At 41.0% G+C, this 18,260-nt stretch carries 16 protein-coding genes and 2 pseudogenes; 13 read left to right on the forward strand and 5 right to left on the reverse strand.

The genetic code is table 11. The annotated features are described in order from the left end of the window. Window positions 1-145: 145 nt before the first annotated feature. The 3 genes and pseudogenes from ACUN2T_RS07160 to ACUN2T_RS07170 all read left to right on the forward strand — a co-directional run. Window positions 146-976, forward strand: coding sequence for a KilA-N domain-containing protein (locus ACUN2T_RS07160; RefSeq protein ID WP_445496885.1), 831 nt, complete (start codon window positions 146-148; stop codon window positions 974-976). 7 nt (window positions 977-983) lie between these two features. Beyond that, window positions 984-1,601, forward strand: a complete 618-nt coding sequence (locus ACUN2T_RS07165; RefSeq protein WP_323839596.1) for a recombinase family protein — start codon at window positions 984-986, stop codon at window positions 1,599-1,601. A 55-nt stretch (window positions 1,602-1,656) separates the two neighbouring features. Continuing rightward, a pseudogene (locus ACUN2T_RS07170) lies at window positions 1,657-3,894 on the forward strand (Tn3 family transposase); the annotation flags it as partial. A gap of 35 nt (window positions 3,895-3,929) precedes the next feature. On the opposite strand, the gene ACUN2T_RS07175 reads toward ACUN2T_RS07170, so the two are convergent. Together ACUN2T_RS07175 and vapB are read right to left on the reverse strand one after the other, a co-directional pair. Further along, window positions 3,930-4,349 (reverse strand): type II toxin-antitoxin system VapC family toxin, encoded by a 420-nt coding sequence (locus ACUN2T_RS07175; protein ID WP_445496886.1) that lies wholly within the window; start codon window positions 4,347-4,349, stop codon window positions 3,930-3,932. After that, window positions 4,346-4,579: a type II toxin-antitoxin system VapB family antitoxin gene (gene vapB / locus ACUN2T_RS07180; RefSeq protein WP_445497822.1), complete on the reverse strand. Its 234-nt coding sequence runs from the start codon at window positions 4,577-4,579 to the stop codon at window positions 4,346-4,348. Before vapB ends, ACUN2T_RS07175 begins: the two co-directional genes overlap by 4 nt. Before the next feature lie 582 nt (window positions 4,580-5,161). On the opposite strand from vapB, the gene ACUN2T_RS07185 reads away from it, so the two are divergent. The 5 genes from ACUN2T_RS07185 to ACUN2T_RS07205 all read left to right on the forward strand — a co-directional run bounded on the left by ACUN2T_RS07185 (window position 5,162) and on the right by ACUN2T_RS07205 (window position 8,452). Beyond that, window positions 5,162-6,466, forward strand: a complete 1,305-nt coding sequence (locus ACUN2T_RS07185; RefSeq protein ID WP_445494738.1) for an IS4 family transposase — start codon at window positions 5,162-5,164, stop codon at window positions 6,464-6,466. 108 nt (window positions 6,467-6,574) lie between these two features. Continuing rightward, complete coding sequence (locus ACUN2T_RS07190) at window positions 6,575-6,892, forward strand: hypothetical protein (RefSeq protein WP_445496887.1); 318 nt, start codon at window positions 6,575-6,577, stop codon at window positions 6,890-6,892. A gap of 363 nt (window positions 6,893-7,255) precedes the next feature. Next, window positions 7,256-7,588, forward strand: a complete 333-nt coding sequence (locus tag ACUN2T_RS07195; RefSeq protein WP_046973759.1) for a phage holin, lambda family — start codon at window positions 7,256-7,258, stop codon at window positions 7,586-7,588. A gap of 3 nt (window positions 7,589-7,591) precedes the next feature. Further along, window positions 7,592-7,993 (forward strand): structural protein, encoded by a 402-nt coding sequence (locus ACUN2T_RS07200; RefSeq protein WP_445497823.1) that lies wholly within the window; start codon window positions 7,592-7,594, stop codon window positions 7,991-7,993. 6 nt (window positions 7,994-7,999) lie between these two features. Further along, the gene (locus ACUN2T_RS07205; RefSeq protein ID WP_445496888.1) at window positions 8,000-8,452 is read left to right on the forward strand and encodes a lysis protein; all 453 of its coding nucleotides are present in this window, start codon (window positions 8,000-8,002) and stop codon (window positions 8,450-8,452) included. A 76-nt stretch (window positions 8,453-8,528) separates the two neighbouring features. Here ACUN2T_RS07205 and ACUN2T_RS07210 read toward each other — a convergent pair whose 3' ends face one another. Then, entirely contained in the window at window positions 8,529-8,924 is a 396-nt protein-coding gene (locus ACUN2T_RS07210) for a VOC family protein (RefSeq protein WP_445496889.1), read from the reverse strand. Window positions 8,925-9,615: 691 nt separating this feature from the next. Here ACUN2T_RS07210 and ACUN2T_RS07215 point away from each other — a divergent pair. From ACUN2T_RS07215 to tehB, 4 genes are all read left to right on the forward strand, one after another. After that, on the forward strand, window positions 9,616-10,761 hold the full coding sequence (locus ACUN2T_RS07215) for a polysaccharide export protein (RefSeq protein ID WP_445496890.1): 1,146 nt from the start codon (window positions 9,616-9,618) through the stop codon (window positions 10,759-10,761). Next, window positions 10,761-11,189 (forward strand): arsenate reductase/protein-tyrosine-phosphatase family protein, encoded by a 429-nt coding sequence (locus ACUN2T_RS07220; protein ID WP_445496891.1) that lies wholly within the window; start codon window positions 10,761-10,763, stop codon window positions 11,187-11,189. The genes ACUN2T_RS07215 and ACUN2T_RS07220 overlap by 1 nt, the downstream gene beginning before the upstream one ends. Before the next feature lie 71 nt (window positions 11,190-11,260). Beyond that, a complete protein-coding gene (locus ACUN2T_RS07225) occupies window positions 11,261-13,402 on the forward strand; it encodes a polysaccharide biosynthesis tyrosine autokinase (protein ID WP_445496892.1) in 2,142 nt (713 codons plus the stop codon). 237 nt (window positions 13,403-13,639) lie between these two features. Next, window positions 13,640-14,497 carry an SAM-dependent methyltransferase TehB gene (gene tehB / locus ACUN2T_RS07230; RefSeq protein WP_445496893.1) on the forward strand — a complete coding sequence of 286 codons (858 nt, stop codon included), beginning with the start codon at window positions 13,640-13,642 and terminating at the stop codon, window positions 14,495-14,497. Window positions 14,498-14,617: 120 nt separating this feature from the next. Here tehB and ACUN2T_RS07235 read toward each other — a convergent pair whose 3' ends face one another. Continuing rightward, window positions 14,618-16,207 carry an FGGY-family carbohydrate kinase gene (locus tag ACUN2T_RS07235; RefSeq protein WP_445497824.1) on the reverse strand — a complete coding sequence of 530 codons (1,590 nt, stop codon included), beginning with the start codon at window positions 16,205-16,207 and terminating at the stop codon, window positions 14,618-14,620. A 535-nt stretch (window positions 16,208-16,742) separates the two neighbouring features. Here ACUN2T_RS07235 and ACUN2T_RS07240 point away from each other — a divergent pair. Then, window positions 16,743-17,381: pseudogene (locus tag ACUN2T_RS07240) on the forward strand (alanine/glycine:cation symporter family protein); the annotation flags it as partial. An 11-nt stretch (window positions 17,382-17,392) separates the two neighbouring features. Here ACUN2T_RS07240 and ACUN2T_RS07245 read toward each other — a convergent pair. Beyond that, a protein-coding gene (locus tag ACUN2T_RS07245) for an IS5 family transposase (protein ID WP_445497825.1) occupies window positions 17,393-18,234 on the reverse strand; the annotation gives its coding sequence in 2 pieces (ribosomal slippage) (window positions 17,393-17,892 and window positions 17,892-18,234; 843 coding nt in all). Window positions 18,235-18,260 lie beyond the last annotated feature (26 nt).

Consider the following 18,260-nt stretch of genomic DNA (forward strand, 5'->3'; position numbering starts at 1 on the left):
TCACTTTATCTTTTCCTTACCACCTTTAATAGACATAGATTTATATACAGTTTATATTACATCTTTCCATCCGTATTTAGGCTAAAACAAGGCTGTCATTTAAACCTTCGTTTAACTGACACACCAAAAGCGAGAAAAAAGGTTTATGGCGCAAAAAATTGATGTTCGGGGTATAAAAGTCTCTGTCTTTTCCGACAAACAAGATGACTATATATCGCTATCTGACATCGCTAAGTACAAAGATGGCGACCGCGGTGATTACATTCTGCAAAACTGGATGAGAAACCGCAGTACCATTGAGTTTATCGGTTTGTGGGAACAGCTCCATAATCCCGATTTTAATTCCATCGAATTCGATGGATTTAAACATGAAGCGGGCGCAAACAGTTTCTCTCTCACGCCAAAACGTTGGATCACAACCACCAATGCAATCGGGATCATCTCGAAAGCGGGCAGATATGGCGGAACTTATGCACATCGGGATATTGCTTTTGAGTTTGCTTCCTGGATCAGCGCGGAGTTTAAGCTCTATCTATTAAAAGAATTCCAACGGCTCAAACAAGCAGAAAATGAACAGAAAAATCTGGAATGGAATGTTTCGCGCACTCTGGCCAAGGTCAGCTATCATATTCATACAGAGTCAATAAAAACGAACATTATTCCCGCCCTGGAGCTTAACCCAAAAGCAAGAAACTTTGCTTACGCTAATGAGGCCGATATATTGAATCTGGCTTTGTTTGGCAAGACAGCCAGCGACTGGCGTAAAGAGAACCCGGAACTAAAAGGCAATATACGGGACTATGCCACACTGGAACAGCTTGTCGTGTTATCTAATTTAGAAAGCTTTAATGCTGAACTTATCGAGCAAGGCCTCTCTGCAAACGACAGGTTTCAAAAGCTGAATCGCGTTGCGGTCAGTCAAATGAAGATCCTGATAGAAAACAAATCCATTGAAAAACTTAAACAATTAAAATAGGTCGTTCATGCGAATTGGGTATACCCGTGTCTCCAAATCTGATGGAAGTCAGGTGCAGGATCTTCAACTGGATGCTTTACTTGCTGCCGGTGTTAATAAAGAAAACATTTATCAGGATGAAATATCAGGGAAGTCAGACAAACGTCCTGGATTGGATGCCTGTTTGAAAGCCCTCAGGCCTGGCGATGTATTAATGGTATGGAAGCTTGACAGGCTTGGCCGAAGCTTAAAACACCTGGTGAATACTATCCATGATCTTGCGGATCGAAAAATCGGATTTAAGGTATTGACCGGGCAAGGTGCAGAAATTGATACGACGACAGCCAGTGGCAAATTGGTCTTTGGGATTTTTGCCGCGCTGGCCGAATTTGAACGGGAGTTGATCAGTGAACGAACAAAAGCAGGACTGGCAGCGGCCAGAGCAAGAGGACGTGAAGGCGGGCGTTCTTTTAAACTCACAAAATCTCAGGTTCGCCTGGCACAAGCTTCCATGAAGAGTAGAGATTGTAGCGTATCTGAATTATGTGAAGAGCTTGGGATTAGCAGACAGGCTCTCTATAAGTATGTAGGGCCAGATGGGGCACTCAGGGAACACGGCAAAAGAGTCTTAAAATCTGAGCGCTAACTGAGTACTTTTTTTCCTCATCAACTTTGAACCCTATCGGGGGATGGGCAAAAATAGCCGTTACGGTATTATTGCCCGCGACTCTCGTGTTTTACATGCACGTGAGATACAACGTCTGACGTCCGAACGCCGCCATGCCACGCTGGCAGCCTTTGTCATTGAAAAGCAGGCGGCAATTACCGATCTGGCTATTGATATGTTCTGCAAATTGATTGGCAGCACGAGGCGTAAGGCAGAGATAAGCCAGAAGGAGCGTCGACTGAAAGCTGCTGAAGTGCTCGAAATCGTGGCTCTGGATCATATAAAGCTGGGTCAGGCGCTTCTGGCAGCCCGTGACGGCAATACAGATTTTGCATCAGCGATAACCGCATCACTCGGCTGGGAAGGTTTGATCGCCAGTATGGCGGCCGCGGCTTCCGTAGCATCTCCCCATCGCAATACCGAATTTGATGAGCTTATAGGCCGGCAAAAATCATTACGTAAGCTGGGGCGGCTCATTTTTGGTACTTTTTCTTTCAGGGCGTTGCGCCCGAATGAGCCAGTTTTGCTGGCTGTCGGACATCTTCGGGCGCTCTATCGCGGACGAAAATCACCCAACCAGGTCCCGCTCGATTTTATGTCCCGTAAATGGCAGCGGCGTGTCAGCCCGGTGGGTAAAAATACAGATCTTCAGGCATGGGAGGTCGCCGTATTCGTTCACCTGCGGGATCGGCTGAAAACCGGTGACATATGGGTTGATGGCAGCCGGGCCTGGCGCAGTTTTGAGGATTATCTTCTGCCGCGTCATGTTTTCGACCAGATGCGGGCAGAATCCAGACTCGGACTTGCCATTCCGGACAATTTTGCAGAATGGCGGGCAGAGCGAACCGCCACGCTCAACACAAAACTTAAAGCGCTGGCAAAAGCCGCCGCTGATAATGCCATACCCGATGCAGAGCTTTCCGACAGAGGGCTGTCTGTGTCACCGGTTCGCGAGGAAGACAGCGACAGAATTACGACTCTCAGCCGTAAGCTTTACATGCTGGTCCCCCGCATCAGGATCACCAGCCTGCTGGCTGAAGTTCATAGCTGGACCAATTTTCTCGATTGTTTCACCCATTATCGCACCGGAGAACAGGCAGAAGACGAAGCAGCGCTTATGGCAGCGATCCTTGCCGATGCGACGAATGCCGGTGCAGAACGAATGGCACAGAGTTCACGTGGTGTCACCATTCACCAGATGATGGTAATGGTGGATCGTCATTTACGCGCTGAAACCTATGCGTCTGCAACCTCGGTTCTGGTCGATGCGCAGCAGGAACATCCTTTTGCCGCAATCTGGGGGGATGGTCATGTATCATCCTCGGACGGGCAGTTCTTCCCTGCCGGCGGACGTGGTGAAGCCAGCCTTGAATACAATGCAAAATACGGCAAGCGCCCAGGCGCGTCGATTTATGGCTTTCTGTCGAACCGGTTTGCGTCCTTTTTCTCCAGAATGATCCAGGCCTCTGAGAGTGAGGCGCCTTACGTACTTGACGGTTTGCTTCACAACGAAAGTTCAGTGGAAATTCATGAACATGCTACTGATACTGCCGGTGCGACTGAAACAACATTTTCGATGTTTCACTCCTTTGGTTACAGGCTCATTCCCCGTATTCGTAACCTCGGGAACCGCAGACTGTACGTCATTACTCCCTCTGAGGAGTACAGGCCACTTGATGCCCTGATTGCCGGAAGGGCCAGAATGGATGTTATCGAGCAACACTGGGATGAGGTACTGCGGCTGAAGGCTTCTATCGGAGCTGGTCTGGTGCCACCGTCGGTGATACTGAAAAAACTGGCGGCTTCCCCCAGACAAAACCGGCTCAACCAGGCCCTGCGTGAAATGGGACGCATTGAACGCTCTATTTTTATCTGTGACTGGTTGCTTGATACCCGCTTACGTCGCAGATCACATGCCATCCTCAACAAAGGCGAAAGCCGTCATGCGCTTGCCCGCGCCATTTTTCTTCACCAACTTGGCGAACTTCGTAACAGGGCGGCCGAGGCCATGGCTTACAGGGCATCTGGCCTCAACCTTGTTGTGAATGCAATAGTCCTGTGGAACACGGTCTATCTCAGCCGGGCTGTTGATTACGTTCGCAGTCAGGGGATCATCATACCGGAAGAGCTGTTGTCCAGCGTGGCGCCACTACCGTGGGGTCATATATCACTCACCGGAGATTACCTGTGGAACGAAATTGACCGCCCCCTTGAACGATACAGGCCAGTTCGCACTAAGCGCTTCAATCCAAAGAACTTCACTTTTCCTTAGCGGGTGTTATTGCAGAAATGACCACGGAACCCCTATTAGAGTTTAGTCCAGTCTTCGAGTTTAAGGCCTTCGACTCGTGAGAATTCACGGGTATTATTTGTTACCAATATTGCATTAACAGAGATTGCATGTCCTGCTATTGCAGTGTCATTATTACCTATTGGCATCCCAACACCAGATAAGCATTTTTTTATCATAACTGTTGCATCTATTGCTTCTTTATCCCAGGGTAGAACTGCATCAAGACGCTCACAAAAGGCATCAACCAAAACATTATGTTTAGGTGATGCCTTCTTTCCTATTGCCCCAAAGCGCATTTCTGAATAGGTAATTGCAGAAACTACAATTGTATGACCTTTCATTACATGGCTTTGTAATTTTAAAAGTAAAAAATCTGGTTGCTCTCTCATGATAAAAGAGCAAATATTTGTATCGAGCATATAGATTTTTTTCACAAAACTACCCGCCCATCCTCGATTACATCATTACGTTCAAGCAAAAAATCATTATCTGCTTTTTCTTCTTCTCTAAATGAAAGCCAGTTAGGTTTTATTGGGCGTAAAATAATGCGGTCACCTTCACGAGTAATTTCTAATTCATTAATTCCATCAAAATCAAAATCTCTAGGTAGGCGAATAGCCCTATTATTTCCATTTTTGAAAATTGAAACTGTTCTAGTTCTCATCATGCTCACCTTATTATCTCTTTCAATCTGATTTTTACATATGTTAAGCATATGCCTATTTTTTGGATATGTCAACATATGCTATAGCTATAAAAGCATGTACTCTAGCGTCCTGATTTTCTTGATTAACGCTAATGTACGCATACATTATCCTTAAGGGGGTCCGCTTGGAATTCGGAAAATATCCTACACTAAGACTATTTTTTAGCCAAAGTAGAATTGGTAACAACTTGAATTAGTTACCGTGTTGCTTATTCGTAGCTAAAGCGGCCGTTTAAGTACTGATTATAATGAACATGACAAATGAGTAATGATCTAAGGAATAAATAACAGGATTTTAGGCTATGACATTTGGGTAGACTTATTTGTCATGGTTTATTTTCAATATGTTGGTCTTACTGGGGGATTGGGTAAGTAGAACGTCTTATGTTCGATTGTACGAAAAAGGGCTTAACGTAGGATATTTTCCGAATTCCAAGCACATCCCTTAAGTTGCAAACGGAACTATCCGGCTCAGCAATGGCATTCGGTTAAGATAACAACTATGCTATAAAAATCTAAGTTTCCCCGGAGAGTATGCTGATGGATATATATCATTTTCTGAACAAAACTTTTTTTGATTCATGCTCAAAAATTGACAAATCCTGGCGAAAAAGAAAAAGGTCAATAGACACAAAATTGATTGTTCTATTTCTCATGAAAATCATATCAGGGAAAAATAACCACGGATACTCTTATATTATTAATGAAATATGGGCTGAGTGCATTCGTGAAAAAATACCGTTACCTCAGCATAAGCCCGTCTCGGCTTCATCAATGTGCGAAGCCAGAATGAAATTACCTGATGATGCAATAAAAACCATAAACAAAAATATCGTTTCTGTATGGGAAGATAATACCCATCCCGAAACATGGAAAGGACATCGACTGTTTGCTATAGATGGCTCAAAATTAAACATTCCCAGAGGGTTGCTGGAAAATGGATATAAAACACCCAAAAACACATCACGACATTATCCCTATGCAATGATGAGTTGTCTCTATGATGTATTGAATTCGATCATATATGACGTTGATTTTGTTAACCATAATAATGAGAGGGCTTGTGTCGAAAAGCATCTCCAGTGTTTAGATAGCAATGCTATCGTGATCTTCGATCGGGGATACTTTAGCTATTACTTGTTATATCAAGTAATGCAAAACAATCTGAATGCAGTATTCAGAGTACAGGAGGGAAACAGGAATAAGGCTATTAGAGATTTTTCTGACAGTAATTCAGATGATCTTATTGTTAGTTATACGCCATCGGAAGCAGTAAAGTCAGATCTTAGAAAGAGAAAGCTTCTTTCAGAATTCCCATGCTTAACATTAAGACTAATAAAGCATACTGACCGAAATGGTGAATATATTCTTGCCACTACTCTTGTTGAACAAGGATATTATGAAGCCGAAGCCTTTCATGATTTATATCATCATCGATGGAATATAGAAGAGTTATATAAATTGTCAAAGTCAATCCTTTGCATTGAGGATTTCCATTCACAGAGTGAGAAAGGTGTCAGACAAGAAATCCAAGCGCATATATTATTACTGAACCTGGCAAGGATATCGGAAAATGATATTAATCACAGAGGTAACGATAGCGACTGCATTGATAGCAGAGAAAATAAACAGAAATTGAATTTCAAAAACTGTTTGTTTCTCGTTGTAAAACACTTGTCTTTGCTGATGCAGGGGATAAAAAAACATTTAAAATCATTTTATTGTGCTCTTTCAGAGGGACTTGCCGGAATGACTCAACGGGTGAGGCCTGGGAGGCACTATCCACGAAAATCTATGCGTCCCAGAACCCGATGGAACTCTTTTGATGCCCCAGCAAGAGGTTAACCGAATGCCATTGGTTCCACAGAACCCCTACAAGATCCTGAAAATTGGATTCCAGCTAGAGATTCTTTATTTAATTTATGGATGGGGGGAGGAAATAATAAGATCATTATGAGTCATTTAATTAAAGAAATGTCACAAGTGGATTTCCCTGTGTGGGAAGCCGCCGGAAAGGCGATAGCGGGAGCATATAATAGATATGGTTCTCCTTTAGAACGATTGAAAGTTTTTTCCGGAGGGCATCAATGTATTCATATTTATTCTTTAGACAGAAGTGATAATTATTTACTTGAGCAGCAAAAATTTTCCTCCGAACATTCATTCTTCCAGGTTAAGAGATTGGAAAATTCCAAGACCCATTTAGGGATACTTGAACAACCTGAAGAGATTTATCGTGTATTGAAGGACTTTATATTAAAAGCACGGTAATAATCCTTGCCTTTTAATTTAAGGGTGCGATGCTGGAAAATTAATAAAATAAATTTTAAATTTGGTTTTTATAGAGAAATTAATAATGGTTGTCAGGGGTGATGTTATTTTGTTGGAATAGTTAATGCGTTAATAATTTATATATCTGTTAATTATTATCATTCCCTGATACATAATGATACACCCCTGGTATTTGTTGATAAGCCCGGAATTATACTAAATGTAAGTAATCACCTTACAAAATTTAAGGCTGCGCTATGTGTGGCCTTTTCTTATTCTACTGATTTCGCAGTATTCCTATTAACTCAAATTTAAGGCTACACGGCAGCCTGTGGATTCCCATTGTATCAATGGGAGGAAAGGATGAAATACATGGATAAACAGCCTGACATTTGGATGCAGCTATGGTTATGGCTGCTGTCAGTCAAAGAGCAAGGTATAGGTGCGGCACTGGCTGCTGCAATGGCTTATCTCAGAGGTCGATATAACGGAGGTAAGTTCTGGACGACAATTATGGATGCCATCATGTGCGCCATGATTGCCTGGTTTATTCGTGATGTGCTGGATTTCTTTGGTATGAGCACGGATTTGGCTTACATCGGCAGTGTCATTATTGGTTATCTGGGAACTGACTATTTTGGTCAGATCTTAAGAAAAGTGGTTAATAACAAAACAGGCAATAAGCAAAAGGAGTAAATGATGAGCAGAGGCATTCGAAACAATAACCCCGGCAATATCCGTTGGGGTGATGACTGGCAGGGTTTGGCGTCTGAATCACAGCGTACCGATAAATCGTTCTGTCAGTTTGTCAGCCCTGAATATGGTATTCGGGCCATGATTAAAATTTTATATAATTACAATAGAAAATATGGTCTCAAAACAGTGAAGGGGATCATTTCTCGCTGGGCCCCGCCCAATGAGAATAATACCGATGGTTATATTAATTGTGTGTGTAAAGACACCGATGTTACCCGCGATCAAGTTGTTGATGTGTTTAATCAGGCATTTATGACAAAACTGATTAAGGCCGTTATTACCGTAGAAAATGGTAGTCAGCCCTATGACAACGAGGTCATTGATAAAGCCTTTTCACTTTTGTAGGGCGATATGATGAAGTTTAACTCACACGGTTACACCTTCGTTGCCCTGGTTCTTGTCTCGTTGGTGGCTCATCACTATTACGGTAAGTACACTAAACAGCTTGATACGACAGTCCGGCTACAGAGCGAGTTACTGGAGCAACAGAATGAAATCGCCAGTCAGCAGGAGAGGATAAAACGTCTGTCTGAACTGGATAATCAATATACAAAGGAACTTGCTCATGCCAAATCTGAAATTGATGCTCTTCGTGGTGATGTTGCCGCTGGCCGCCTCCGGTTGCGTATCGCGGCAACCTGTAATCAAAGTGAAACCGGTTCCTCCGGCAGCATGGGCCATGCAGGAACCCCACGATTTAACCCGGCAGCTGAACAAGATTATTTCGCTCTCCGAAGAATGATTGTTGAGAACGAAAAGCAAACTAAATACTTGCAGGAGTACATCAAAACTCAGTGTCAGTAGCTGAGTTTTGATTATGTTATTTCACAATGTAAAACAAGGTAGGTGTGGGTTGGTTATCAGGCAAGTATGCTTAAAATTAAACAGGGGATACTGTGTTTTGTAACACAACCCGATAACCATCAATATCTTCAAATGTTTTACCATTAACATCCCAGTATGGATTGTAAGAAGGAACAGCGATAAAACCAGCGGTTTCCAGTAACGATGTTTGATGTAACCACTCTGAATGGTCTGATATATAGAAGGCCAGTAAATTATCTTGTGTGGGTGCTCTGCCTGCTGTTGTACCACGGTGATGTGTAAATTCGAGATGCCAGAGATGATCTGGATGCCCTAATATGATGCCATCAAAGTTTTCATGATTTTTAAATTCACCTAAAATAGTAAACCCTAAGCCTTGGCAGTACATGTTGGCTACCTGATTTAGGTTATCGGTTGGTCTGGCTATTCTCAGGATGGTTGATTTGTTCATGATAGTTCCAATTGATAAAGTTTTTGTTGAATATATTCAACTCTTAGATTTGCTACTTCTAATATAAAACAATCGATAATCGTGAAAAACACAAAGTGGTGATCTTGGCAATCATAACAATTTGAAAGTGTGATCGGTTAAATTGTCAGATTATTAGTCTGAAAGTAGCTAATACTACCGAGATATTATTTATGAAATAATTAAATTTAGTCTATTTGACAAATTCAATAGCTGTTTTTTGGTCTGTTATCATTATATAAATGACAAAATTACTTATGCGAATACCGACTTGATACAAGTTGGTGTTCATTTTTTGTCATCTAAAACATGTATCCAGTTTCGATAAACTCTGATGAATGTTCTTGTTATCCTGTAGTCGGAGGGAGTGGTTCTTACTTGCTGCTGGGAATAATATCTTATAAAATACATTCTATAATTAAATAGTTAATAAATATATTATTTGTCTGATTTATCTTTTACCTAATAGTTTGCGCTTCTCAAAGGTATTAAGTTGATTTTTATTGCTTTTATAAAGTGATATGACCAGTAACATAGAAAATTGTGATACTTAAGCAAAATTTTTATATTATATTATATCTTATTATATTATAATCTACTTTTCTTTGGGAGATTATAATTAATACTAATTGATGTATTTTTTTATTTATTATTTTTTAAGGATAAATTTCTGATGAATATTAAGGAATTAATTATAGTTCTGGCATCATCCTGTTCTATGTTATTAGGTGGTTGTACGGTTGCTCCTGGGAGTAGTCTTCCTGTTTATAATAAAGAAATAATCAATGATAATGATAGTAACTATGATATTAATAATTTGGTAAATGTTTATCCGGTAACACCACAGTTAATTGAAAAATTACGAGTAAATTCTGCTATTGCTCGACCTAATCCTGAGTTAGATAAAGAATTACAGCAATATGAGTACCGTATTGGTGTAGGTGATGTCATTATGGTTACTGTTTGGGATCATCCTGAGTTGACAATACCAGCGGGGCAATATCGTAGTGCCAGTGACACGGGTAATTGGGTGCATTCTGACGGAACGATTTTTTATCCATATATTGGCAAACTTCATGTGAAAGGGAAAACGGTCACTCAAGTGCGTACTCTGATTACAGAGAAATTATCAAAGTATATCGAATCTCCTCAGATTGATGTAAATATTGCTGCTTTCCGCTCACAAAAAGCCTATATAACAGGCGAAGTCGCCAAGTCTGATCAACAGCCTATTACCAATGTGCCTTTAACTATTATTGATGCGATTAACCATGCTGGTGGCTTGACCAAAGATGCTGATTGGAAAAGGGTTATTTTGACTCATAAGGGAAAAGAGACGATTATTTCTCTTCAGGATTTAATGCAAAATGGTGATCTGAAGCAAAATCGTCTGCTCTATTCCGGCGATATCTTATACATTCCTCGCAATGATGATTTGAAAGTATTCGTTATGGGGGAAGTCAGAAAACAGAGCACGTTACGTATGGATCGCAGTGGTATGACCTTGACAGAAGCATTAGGTAACGCTGAAGGTATGGATCAATTATCAAGCGATGCGAGTGGAATTTTTGTTATCCGTTCGTTGCGCAATGTGCCTGATAATAATGGGAAAATAGCAAATATTTATCAGCTCAATGCTAAGGATGCAACAGCATTAATCCTGGGAACTGAGTTTAATTTGCAACCTTATGATATTGTTTATGTTACCAGTGCACCAATTGTCCGTTGGAATCGGGTTATCAGTCAGTTGGTGCCAACGATATCAAGCATTAACAACCTGACTGAAACAACCCGATGGATTCGTACGTGGCCTAATTAATGTTTAATTCTATTCTGATCGTGTGTGTAGGTAATCTTTGTCGATCTCCAACAGGGGAGCGTTTATTGCGGCAGCTATTTCCTCAGAAAGAGATTTATTCTGCGGGAATATCGGCTTTGACGGGTAAACCTGCACATGAGCTCTCAAGTAAGGTTGCGTCCAGACATGGATTGTCTTTGGAAGGGCATACTGCACGCCAGCTAACCAGTGAATTATGTCAGCAGTCAAGCCTGATTTTGGTTATGGAAAAAAAACATATTGAGGCTGTAAACCGGATAAACCTAGGGGCAAGAGGGAAAACAATGCTTTTTGGTCATTGGCTAAGTGAAATGGAGATTCCTGATCCTTATAAATCCGATATCGAGGTTTATGAATATGTATATCAATTGTTATTTAAGAGTGCTAATGGTTGGTTAGGTAAATTATAACTTATAAGTATTTTTTGATTCTGGGTTTTTTATTTTTCATTACTTCTTAATAAAGTAATTATAGGCTTTTTATGACTACATCAGATAAATCAAGTCACACACATACAGATAGTGATGAAATTGATTTAGGCCGTCTTATTAGTGCCTTATTCGATTATCGCTGGGCTATTGGCGGAATCACTCTCTTATTCATGGTTATTGGTCTTGGTTATTCCTTAGTTGCTACACCTGTATACAAAGCGAATGCTTTATTGCAGGTTGAAAAGAAAAGCAGCGCACTATCTTTAGTCGGGGATATGACGGATATGCTGTCTGGAAGACAGTCAGATACATCAGCAGAACTGGAACTATTAGTTTCCCGAATGATAATAGGCAAGACGGTAAAGGATTTGAATCTGGATATTCAGGTTACAGCCGACTACTTTCCTGTGATAGGCAAGGGGATTGCTCGTCTTCGAGGTATGCCAAAACCTGACATTGTTATTAAAAATTTTACGGTATCATCAGAGTATATTGGTAAAGCTATAAAAATATATGTCGATGATTCAGAAAATTATCAGTTGGAGTTTGGTGATCAGGTTTTTCACGGGCAAGTGAACAAGGTACTTGATGCAGATGGCATAAATTTGCTTATCTCAAATATTTTAGCTTCTCCAGGGCAAAGCTTTACATTGGTTAAACGGCCCCGATTGGACGCTATTCGTTCATTGCAACAAGCTTTACGGGTGACGGAGAAAGGAAATAATACCGGCATTATCTCGCTTGAAATAGAAGGTGATGATCGTAAAAGAATAAAATCGATACTTGACAGTGTCAGTAAAAATTATTTGCAACAGAATGTGACAAGAAAAACAGAAGAGGCTGAGAGTAGTCTTAATTTTTTAAAGAATCATTTGCCTAAAGTTAAAATGGCGCTCAATAGTTCTGAAGAGCTGCTTAATCAGTATCGTCAGGCTAATGAATCTGTTGATTTATCACTTGAAGCAAAATCAGCTTTGGAGACATTGGTCCAGATTGAGAAACAGATCAATGAGTTGACTTTCAAAGAAGCTGAGTTACAGCAATTATATACCAAACAACATCCTGCTTATGTTGCTTTGCTTGATAAACGTAAGACGTTGGCTGATACCAAAAAGGAACTGAATCAGTCAATCAAACGGTTACCGAAAACACAGCAGGAAATTTTACGTTTAACCCGGGATGTCCAGGTTGGACAAGAAATTTATGTGCAGTTACTCAATAAACAACAGGAACTGAACATCCTGAAAGCTGGGACGGTTGGTAATGTCCGTATTATTGATAAAGCTGTTGTAGAAAGTTCTGCTGTAAAACCGAAAAAACCACTGATCATTGCTGCTATGACAATGTTAGGGCTTATATCGTCAATTGGTATCGTTTTATTAAGGGTAATGTTCCGTAAAGGAATTGAAAGCCCTGAACAATTGGAAGAAATAGGGATTTCCGTTTATGCAACTATCCCATTATCTGAGACCCAGGCTAAACTTGAACAGCAACAGAAAAAGAGAACACAACGTCAGAAATTGCGGTTATTAGCCATTCATGATCCTACTGATTTAGCTATTGAAGCATTGCGGAGTCTTAGAACAACCCTGCATTTTTCAATGATGGAATCCGCGAATAAAGTTATTCTTCTTTCTGGTTCGGCACCTGAATTGGGAAAATCTTTTATTTCGGTGAACCTTGCGGCAGTATTGGCATTAGGTAATAAACGCGTTCTTTTAATAGATGCAGATATGAGAAGAGGTCATTTGCATAAGGTGTTAGAAGTTCCTCAATCTCTGGGGCTTTCTGAATATTTGGCTGGTCAGAATCAGTTAAAGGAGGTTATTACCAGAACCTATCTTACTGAGCTTGATTTTGTCAGTCGGGGCGATATTCCACCTAATCCGTCAGAGTTGCTGATGCATAATAGATTCAAGGAATTATTATCCTGGGCAGAAGAGCATTATGATTATGTCTTGGTAGATACTCCACCTATTTTAGCCGTAACCGATGCTGCGATTATTGGGAGATATGCAGGAACTTCATTGTTAATTGCCCGTTATTATAAAACGAGAGTTAAAGAAGTTGATGTCGCTATTCGCCGATTTGAGCAAAATGGCACGCATATTAAAGGCGTATTGCTAAATGCGGTAGAGAAAAACTCCAGTCTCTATTATGGCGGACATTATCAATACAGTTATAAGGATTGATCTTTTTCTCCGGCTTTGGCCGGAGAAATTTTATCAACGAAATCTTACTATATTTTGTTTTCTGATAATTAATGAGTTCGCTCGAGTAAAAAGAAGATTAATCATTTTTTCTTTTATTTCGTAAGGATAGCTACGGTGAACCCGCCGAAATTTTTCTCCCATTACTTTATGTCTTTACAGTGACAGACGGTAACTATAAGATGCATTTAAAATACATTTTATTATCAGGGAACTCCTATGAGCGATCTTGTTTGCTATAAACAAATGCCAATCTGGCACAAAAACACCATTCCTGACATGTTCACGGAAAGACACAACACCAAAGAGGGAACGTATGCTTGTCTTGAGATCCTTGAGGGTGAACTTGAATTTGTGATTTTTGACGATGATCAGGAAGATGGTGCATATTTTAATGCGCAAAAACAACCTTCTATCATTCAGCCAGAAGTTTGGCATAAGATTAAATCGGTGAGTGATGATATTAAGTGCCAGCTCTCTTTCCTATGCGAACCTCAATATCTGTTTTATAAGCAAAATAACTTGTCATTGCCTCACTCAGAGATCAGGTATTTGGCAGATATTATTTCTCCTTGTAAAACATTGGATTTGGGATCCGGCCGTGGCCGGAATACTTTCTATCTGGCAGAAAGAGGTTATGCTGTTACAGCAGTGGATATTAGTCTGCAACATATTGACGCAATTAATGCTATTAAAGAGAAACAACAGGTTAAAAATATTCATACCTCTGTTTATGATATTAACTCACACAATATTATAGGAAAATACGATTTAATTATTTCAACTGTGGTGCTGATGTTCCTACAACGGGAAAAAATCGCTGATGTTATTTACAATATGCAGAAACAGACTAATGTCGGTGGGATTAATTTAATTGTTTGCCCGGTTGAAACAGATTCTGTACCATATTCATTACTACCATTTAAATGTTTCTTAAAACCAAGAGAATTGAAGCATTATTATGCTGACTGGGAAATGATTAAGTATAATGAAAGTCCTGGGCATCTTCATAAAACAGATGAAAATGGCAATAGAATAAAATTAAACTTCGCGACGCTTATCGCCAGAAAGCGGTAAAAAATTAAAATGAATATAATAATAGCAACGGTCGGTTCAACCGACTGTTGATTTATTTTATGAATTGCAATCAGGAGTGCGTGTTCTATTCTGCTATATTCCGGTTCTTATTATTCAAGATTAACCGCAGGCTTGCATGATTTCGTTATATTGTTGTTGGTCATGGTACATTTGCAGATAGACTTGATATTTAGCCTGATGGAATGAAAATGTCTCTTTTTCCGGTTTGATAATGCTGCCGTCACGTACCATCGATTTTGCTGCCTGAGTGAAGTTTTCAAAAAAACCGCAGGCAACAGCGCCAAGCAAAGCAGAACCAAGATTGACTGCATCTTCTTCCTGAGGCAGATGAATTTCACGTCCGGTGGCGTTGGCGTATTCACGTAGCCATAATGGGTTTTTAGTTGCGCCACCACATATAGCCAATCTGTTTATCTGATGTCCGGCTTCTACTAATGCATCAATAATGTGACGAGTGCCATAGGCGATAGATTGCAGGGTTGCCAGGTAATAGCGGGCCAAAGCATCACGATCATTTTCCAGCGTGAGCCCACTGACCATTCCCTTAGCGTTAGGGTTTGCCCTTGGTGAACGGTTGCCGTGATGGTCAGCTAAAATATGTAAATGAACAGTTGGGTATTTTTCTTGTTTTTCTAACCGCGCAACGGCTTCATTCAGTAGCTGGTAGTATTGATGACCAGATGCCTTAACTTCTGCTTCCAGCTCCTGCCAGTTGTTATGCTGACGAATTGACCACTCAATTAATGCACCCGCAGCGCTTTGCCCACCTTCGTTGAGCCAGTAATCGGGTAGCATTGCGCCGAAATAAGGTCCCCAGACACCGGGAATCATGACAGGATAAGCGCTGACAATCATGTGGCAGTTTGAGGTACCGCTAATAATGACCAGGTTGCCTTCGGGATATGCGCTGGCCAGTGCCAACCCGCCTGCATGTGCATCAATAATGCCACCGGCGACAATAACCCCTGTGTGTAGTCCAAAATCTTTAGCCACTTCAGCGGTCAGATAACCGGCTTTCTCGCCAAGCTCAAGAATGGTAGATGGAACTTTATTGGTTAACTCATCTAAACCCACCTTATGAAGTAGATCTTCGCTGAACTGTTTTTGATGAGCCAGATAGTTCCATTTGCAGGTAAGAGTACAGATACTGGCTACATCAGCGGCAGTGGCTTTCCATACCAAAAAATCAGCTAAATCAAAGAAACGCCATACATCCTGATAGCGCTGAGGGAATTGGTTTTTTAGCCACAGGATTTTCGGTAGTTCCATTTCAGGGTTGACTTCACCACCCGCATAGCATAGTGCTGGATCATTTGTCTGATTTATCGTGATGGTTTCTTTGATTGCCCGATGATCCATCCACATGATGATATCGTGCTCAGGATTACCATTTTCAGCGACAGAGAGCGGCTGTCCTTTGGCCGTTACAGAAACGAGTGAGCAGGTAGCATCGAAACCGATTGATTTAACATCAATGGGATTAATATTCGCCAATGTGACAGCTTCTTTTACTGTGACACATACTTGTGCCCAGATATTGGTAGAGGATTGTTCAACAAAATCAGCTTTTGGATAAAATTGTTGAATAGGGCGAACAGAGAATGCATGTCGTTTGCCGTATTGGTCAAAAACCGCAGCACGGACATTGGCTGAACCAACATCAACACCAATGAAATATTGTTGTTCCATCATGCGATCCTCCTCTTATTCGTTAACTTAAGCCGACAAAATGAGTTGAATAGAACAGTAATACAATGAGGTTATTCAATTATTGTGAAGCGGCTTGTGAAAGAGTTGGTAATTTTATGATGAAAAAAATATTACACGCATTTTTTTATTGCTTTGTTGGCGGGTGTAATAAATCTATTCCAGATAATGGTTTGTTTAAGAGGGAAAACACGATAGTAGAGAAAGAAATTTTCGGAAAAATCGTTGATAATTTTTACTGAACGGTTATTTATTTTAATTGGTTAAAAGAGTTAAATTTATCAGTAACTTATTAAGATTAAATAGAGATTAGTTCAGATGTGAAGATTGTGTGATGGGTTTGGTATAACAAATTTGGGGCATACTATCTTAAAATTCTATCAAGTGATATCACTCACAAGTATCAAATATTTTTCCCTTTTTACGAAATTTTTTCTCGCTTATTTTCTGTAAATATTCTTTATTTAGACTGCTGCGCGTATGTTGTTATTTTGTTATGGAATATGTGAGGGTATCTATGGGATTAATCACAGAATGGCTGAGTGCTATTAACGGGATCGTGTTGGGAATACCGATGATGGTCGGTCTTTTGGGGGTTGGTATCTTCATGCAGATCCGTCTCTCTTTTTTGCCTATACGTAAACTGGGAACGGGTTTTAAATTACTGTTTGAGCGTAATCATCAGCGGGGAGAGGGGCAGATATCGCCGTTTAACGCATTGATGACTGCGCTTTCTGCCACCATTGGTACAGGTAATATTGCTGGTGTGGCTACTGCGGTTGTATTGGGTGGACCGGGCGCACTGTTTTGGATGTGGATAACCGCATTAGTCGGCATGGCGACCAAATATTCAGAGGCTGTACTGGCGGTCCGTTTCCGTGAGGTTGATAAAAATGGTCACTATGTTGGTGGCCCTATGTATTACATAAAAAATGGTCTGGGTAAAAAGTGGGCTTGGTTGGGAACGCTGTTCGCCGTATTTGGCAGTATTGCTTGTTTCGGGATCGGTAATACCGTACAAGCGAATTCTGTTGCTGACGTACTGCAAAGTAACTTCGGTGTTTCTACCTTGGTAACTGCCATAATACTGGCGATTCTGGTTGGTGCAGTACTTATCGGTGGTATTAAACGTATTGCTGATGTGGCAGGTAAATTAGGTTGTGTCCCTTAATTATATAATCTCCGGCAAAAGAGTCGAATACAGCCTAATTTCACCATCGACAGATAGTTTCGTGCTGTTTTTTCATAGCGGGTGGCAATACGTCGATTACCTTTCAAAAAACCAAAACAGCGTTCGACAACATTACGGTCACAATAAGCCTGTTCATCAAATTGTGTACGACCATCACTATGCCCTTTTTCATTGATTTTATAAGGAATAATGCTCTTTATTCTCAATTTGCGCAGGTAACCGCGGAGTTTTCTTCCCGAATAGCCTTTATCTGCCAACACCGCTTTGCCACGCCGTTTCATAAAGCCATTCTTGCGTTGGACGCCAATGCCATCAAGCAAAGGAATAGCCGTTTGACTCTCATGGGCCTGGCCTGCCGTCAACATCAGGTTGAGTGGGAAGCCCTTTCCGTCAGTTGCCAGGTGGATTTTGGTGCCATAACCACCGCGTGAGCGACCCAACGCATGGTCGTCAGTGATATCGGGATGTTTTTTTTCGCGCCTGCCGCATCTTTACTCGCGCGAATATTGCTGCCATCCAGGCAAATTTCAGCCCAGTCAATCGAGCCTTTTTCATCCAGAATGGACAGTAACCGATTAAATATCTTGTTGATAATGCCCGAGTTTGACCAGCGATTAAATCGGTTATAGACCGTTTTCCAAGAACCATAGCGTTCAGGTAAATCACGCCACGGTGCCCCAGAGCACAAGACCCAGAACATTCCATTCATCACACGGCGGTGTTCAACATGTGGACGTCCTGCCCGCTCTGAATGGACCGGAGGTAAACAAGGTTCTATCACTACCCATGCGTCATCAGGAATGTCGTAACGTGCCATCATCTTTTTCCCATATTGAAAACAGT

This window comes from Photorhabdus machadonis (assembly GCF_052657765.1).